General features: G+C 38.5%; 8 protein-coding genes and 1 tRNA gene. 4 read left to right on the forward strand and 5 right to left on the reverse strand.

The features are described 5' to 3' along the window. Positions 1 to 149: 149 nt before the first annotated feature. From AB1498_02290 to AB1498_02305, 4 genes are read left to right on the forward strand one after another with little or no spacing between them, the layout of a single operon-like run. Positions 150 to 284: a hypothetical protein gene (locus tag AB1498_02290; protein MEW6087118.1), complete on the forward strand. Its 135-nt coding sequence runs from the start codon at positions 150 to 152 to the stop codon at positions 282 to 284. A gap of 50 nt (positions 285 to 334) precedes the next feature. Then, positions 335 to 1,135, forward strand: a complete 801-nt coding sequence (locus AB1498_02295) for an FAD/NAD(P)-binding protein (GenBank protein ID MEW6087119.1) — start codon at positions 335 to 337, stop codon at positions 1,133 to 1,135. A gap of 9 nt (positions 1,136 to 1,144) precedes the next feature. Next, positions 1,145 to 1,696: an O-acetyl-ADP-ribose deacetylase gene (locus AB1498_02300; protein MEW6087120.1), complete on the forward strand. Its 552-nt coding sequence runs from the start codon at positions 1,145 to 1,147 to the stop codon at positions 1,694 to 1,696. 55 nt (positions 1,697 to 1,751) lie between these two features. Continuing rightward, entirely contained in the window at positions 1,752 to 1,925 is a 174-nt protein-coding gene (locus AB1498_02305) for a hypothetical protein (protein ID MEW6087121.1), read from the forward strand. A gap of 2 nt (positions 1,926 to 1,927) precedes the next feature. On the opposite strand, the gene AB1498_02310 is transcribed toward AB1498_02305, so the two are convergent. The 5 genes from AB1498_02310 to AB1498_02330 all read right to left on the reverse strand — a co-directional run bounded on the left by AB1498_02310 (position 1,928) and on the right by AB1498_02330 (position 4,274). After that, a complete protein-coding gene (locus tag AB1498_02310; GenBank protein ID MEW6087122.1) occupies positions 1,928 to 2,335 on the reverse strand; it encodes a DUF2914 domain-containing protein in 408 nt (135 codons plus the stop codon). A 35-nt stretch (positions 2,336 to 2,370) separates the two neighbouring features. Further along, the gene (locus AB1498_02315) at positions 2,371 to 2,559 is read right to left on the reverse strand and encodes a hypothetical protein (protein ID MEW6087123.1); all 189 of its coding nucleotides are present in this window, start codon (positions 2,557 to 2,559) and stop codon (positions 2,371 to 2,373) included. A 96-nt stretch (positions 2,560 to 2,655) separates the two neighbouring features. Next, entirely contained in the window at positions 2,656 to 2,973 is a 318-nt protein-coding gene (cutA, locus tag AB1498_02320; GenBank protein MEW6087124.1) for a divalent-cation tolerance protein CutA, read from the reverse strand. Beyond that, positions 2,970 to 3,767, reverse strand: a complete 798-nt coding sequence (locus AB1498_02325) for a radical SAM protein (GenBank protein ID MEW6087125.1) — start codon at positions 3,765 to 3,767, stop codon at positions 2,970 to 2,972. The genes cutA and AB1498_02325 overlap by 4 nt, the downstream gene beginning before the upstream one ends. A 431-nt stretch (positions 3,768 to 4,198) precedes the next feature. Then, a tRNA-Cys gene (locus AB1498_02330) sits at positions 4,199 to 4,274 on the reverse strand. Positions 4,275 to 4,506: the final 232 nt, after the last annotated feature.

The raw sequence follows: 4,506 nt of genomic DNA on the forward strand, positions 1-4,506 counted from the left end.
CCACAATATGATGATTATTATACCTCAAAATTTTCTTAAAAACAGGGGGGAGCATTTAAAAAGTTGATTTTTATCGATAATGATAAGGAATTTTAATAAAATGTCAAAGAGATTTTTGACATTACGTGGAAAAGAATGGAGAGGGGTTTATGAAAGATTTTAAAGATATTTTTCCAGAGTTAAAGATGATGGATATTTCAAATTTATTACAGGAGCTGAAATCTGCAGCGATTATTGAACATATAGGTTCATCCAGAAATGGTTTTTGGAAATTAAAAAAGTAAATCTATTTTAAAGGAAGTGCCTTGTGAAAAACATTTATTTACCCCATTTAATGATAATAAAAAACATAATCCAGGAGACGTTTGATATTAAAACATTTCAACTGGTGTTTAAGGACAAAGCTGAAGGCAGGGATTTTAAATTTTTGCCGGGGCAGTTCTGCGAGTTTTCCGTTTTTGGCGCGGGCGAGGCCACCTTTTGCCTTGCGTCTTCTCCCACGAGGCCTGAGTTTATTGAATGCAGTATAAAAAAGATAGGAAAGGTTACAAGCGCGATACATGAACTTAAGGAAGGTGATATTGCGGGCCTCCGGGGGCCCTATGGAAATAGTTTCCCGCTTGAACTGATTAAAGAAAAAAACCTTTTGTTTATCGGCGGCGGGATTGGACTGGCGCCGCTTCGTTCTTTGATTGATTATTGCATAGATAACCGAAATAATTATAAAAATATGGATATAATCTACGGGGCAAGGACCCCGCAGGATTTAGTTTATACAAGACTCTATGAAGAGTGGAAAAAGCAACGAAATGTTAACCTGCATATTACTGTCGACAGGATAGTCGGAGATTGGGCGGGAAATGTGGATTTTGTGCCCGCTTATTTAAAGGAGCTTAAACCTTCCGCGGAAAATGCCGTGGCAATTACCTGCGGCCCGCCGATTATGATCAAATTTGTGGTTGAAGCGCTGGCCGGGCTTGGTTTCCAGGATGACAGGATTATCAGTTCACTGGAAATGAAGATGAAATGCGGTGCGGGCAAATGCGGAAGGTGCAACATTGGCAAAACCTATGTCTGCAAAGACGGCCCGATTTTTAGTTACGGCGAAATAAAAAATATGATGAAGGAGTTTTAAAAGAGCAGAATGGAAAGCATTAAAATAAACAATTCAACCCTCTTTTTGGTCCAGGGCGATATCACAAAACAGAAAACGGACGCGATTGTAAATGCCGCTAATTCCACGCTTATGGGCGGCGGCGGGGTCGATGGGGCGATACACCACGCAGGCGGCCCGGCAATATTGGAGGAATGCAAAGAAATCAGGAAAAAACAGGGAATGCTGCCCACAGGTGAAGCCGTGATTACTACAGGCGGAAAACTTCCTGCTAAATATGTTATCCATACAGTCGGGCCTGTCTGGAAAGACGGAGACCATAACGAACCCGGGCTCCTGGCTAATTGTTATCGAAACAGCTTGAAACTCGCGAAAGAAAAGGGATTGAAAACCATTTCTTTCCCGTCTATATCCACGGGTGTTTATTCTTACCCTATTAATAAGGCCTCAAAGATCGCTGTTAAAACAGTAGTTGAATTTATAGTCAATAATGAAGATATCGAAGATATTTATTTTGTTCTTTATGATTCATATACGTACCAAGCCTACAATGATGCCCTTCAAAAATATGTAAAAAAATGATTGACCTTAAAATAAAAAAAAGGTAAAATTGAATAAACAAATAAAGGAGGTATATATGAGCGCACCTGCAACAGGCGGATCTTATTTATATTACGTGAACAGCTGGCTTTTAAAAGAGGGCGGTTATCTGGCTGTTTTTAAAATGTTCTGGTTTAAAGTTGCCCTTATAGTTCTTGTGCTTGGCATATTCGCGTATACCTTGGGAAAAAATAAGACATTTGAGGAATAAATTTATTCCTTGTTCCCTATTGTAAAAATTAACCTTTTTATAACAGTAGTGTCGTTAATCACTGCCTCTACCTGCCATTCACCTTTACGGGTGGGGTTAATTCTGTAGTAACTCCATGTGCGGTACTGCCCTGCCTTATATTCTAATTCAGTTTCGTCTAATTTAGTATTTTGATAATACCAGACGTGTTTTATTATGCCGGCAGACCCGCTTTTTATTTCTGTGAAGAAAAAAAGTTTTCCGGCGGTTTCAGGAAAACTTACATCACTTCCCACCGGTTCGCGGTCCTGGATATCAGTACATATGGCCGCCCTTGGGATAGAAACGTCGCTTGCCGCGTCTTCGGCATAAACTGGGAAAAGGAAAACAAAAACCGACAGTGAAAAAAATAAACAAATTCTATTTTTCATTTTTATCCTCCCAAATTTAGTTTATGAATAATTGATTATTTTAATACTTCATTGCAATTTGGACAAACAGCCAAATTATCTGAAACCATACTGCCGCATTTTTTACAATTTACAAATTTTTTCCCGCAAGGTTCGCACAAAGCAATCCCCTTACATACTATACTTCCCCCGCAATATGGACACGTGCAGGCTTTTTTTTGGGAAACGGGTTTACTTTTTTTCATTTTACCCCCTGTTATAAGTGTCAAGTTGTAAGTTTTAAAAGATTTTCAACAGAATTTATTTTTTGCTTAACGCTTAAAACCTAAAACTTGAAACTATTAATGGCTGATAGATTCTCCTATCCACCTGAGATAGTCGTTATTTCCTCCGGTAACCGGAACGGCAATTATTTCAGGGACTTTATAAGAATGCAGTTCTTTTATTCTTTTGGTTACAAAAGGAACATTTTTTTCAAGGGTTTTAATAATTAAAAGGAGTTCCTTCGCGTTGTCGATTTTCCCTTCCCACCAAAATAGAGATTCAACAGATGGAATGATATTTACACATGCCGCCAATTTTTCTTCCAGCAGCGCCATGGTTATTTTTTTTGCTTCCTCGCCAGATGAAACCGTGGAAAATATAATAGTATATGTCATTTGAAATAGGCCCCCGCAAATCTCTTATCTTCTTCTTCCGTAAATTCCTGGAACCAACCGTTATCAAGACCGTATGTTTCTGCCATTTTGATTGTATTTTCATATTCTTCACGGGTAATCTTCCTTGTTAATTCAGGAAAATCACCTGCTTTATGATATGGAAAATACTGGCTCATAAGGCTGAGTAAGATTTTATCACTAAAATTTTGAGAAATAAACTGAAAAATATTTTTTGATGATGAAAGATTATTTGGCAGTATCAAATGCCTTATCATTACTCCTTTCATAATTATATCGTCTTCATCAAGCTGTATCCGGCCTGTCTGGTGGACCATCTCTTTTACCGCTTCACGATTGGTTTGGAAATAATCTTCCGCGTTTGAATATTTTTGCGAGGAGATATCGTCTCCATAGCGCATATCAGGCAGATAAACATCAATAATTCCATTTAATAACTTTAAAATCTCTATTTTTTCATACCCGCTGGTATTGTAAACTATAGGGATGGAAAGACCCGCCTTTTTTGCTTCATAAATAGATTCTAAGATAAAAGGAAGAAAATGTGTCGGAGTGACCAGATTTATATTATGGCATTTTTGGTTTTGAAGCCAAAGCATTTTTTTGGCAAGCTCTTCAATCGGCATTTCACTTCCCTCGTCATTTTGACTGAAAGGATAATTTTGGCAATATACACACCTCAGGTTACAATTTGAGAAAAATATAGTACCTGAGCCGTATGTTCCCGAGATAGGCGGTTCTTCTCCAAAATGCGGGAATATATGCCTGACTTTCATTTTATATTCTGCTTTACAAAAGCCCTTCTCCCCGTTTTTGCGGTCAACTTTACAGTTCCTTGGGCAGAGAATACACGGGCTCGCAAGGGCATAAGCCTGATCAATGCGGTTAGATAGTTCTGGAAGGGTAATGTTCATAATTATAATAGGTTAACCACCCTTCGCTTTAATTAGATGAAAAACAAACCTATTTAAAACTTTGAGTGGCCAAAGGCCACACGAAGCCTTGGCGAAGTGTGGAGGCGGAAATCGGAAATGAACAGGACCATAGGGGATCCGCTCCTCTGGCGTTCCCCGCCTGAGGCGGGTCACTGTCACCCCTTGAAGAAAACTCCCGTTTTCTCCAAACCTCTTTCCCGTTCAAGTCCTTTTGTTGTATCCTCTGTTTATTCTTTAACCACTTACTATAAGCAATTTGCTATTTGCTAATCTGGAGGCGGCAATCGGACTTGAACCGATGAATAGCGGTTTTGCAGACCGCCGCCTTAGCCACTTGGCTATGCCGCCCTGACTTGAGTATAAATACTTAAAGATTCTATATTAATTTTTTTATAAAGTCAAGCCAATTCAGAAATTTGGTGTGGAAACAGCAGCAGGTATGGTTCCAAAGGATTAAAAAGGACTATCCCCAAAAAATAGACATAGAAAACAGTAAGTAGTTGTGAAATAAGGAATAAATAAAAAAAGGAAGTGTAAAAGCATAATTTTTTATATTTTTCAAAAAAATGGGGATACTTTT

The sequence above is a fragment of the bacterium genome (assembly GCA_040754625.1).
Classification (GTDB): domain Bacteria; phylum JACRDZ01; class JAQUKH01; order JAQUKH01; family JAQUKH01; genus JAQUKH01.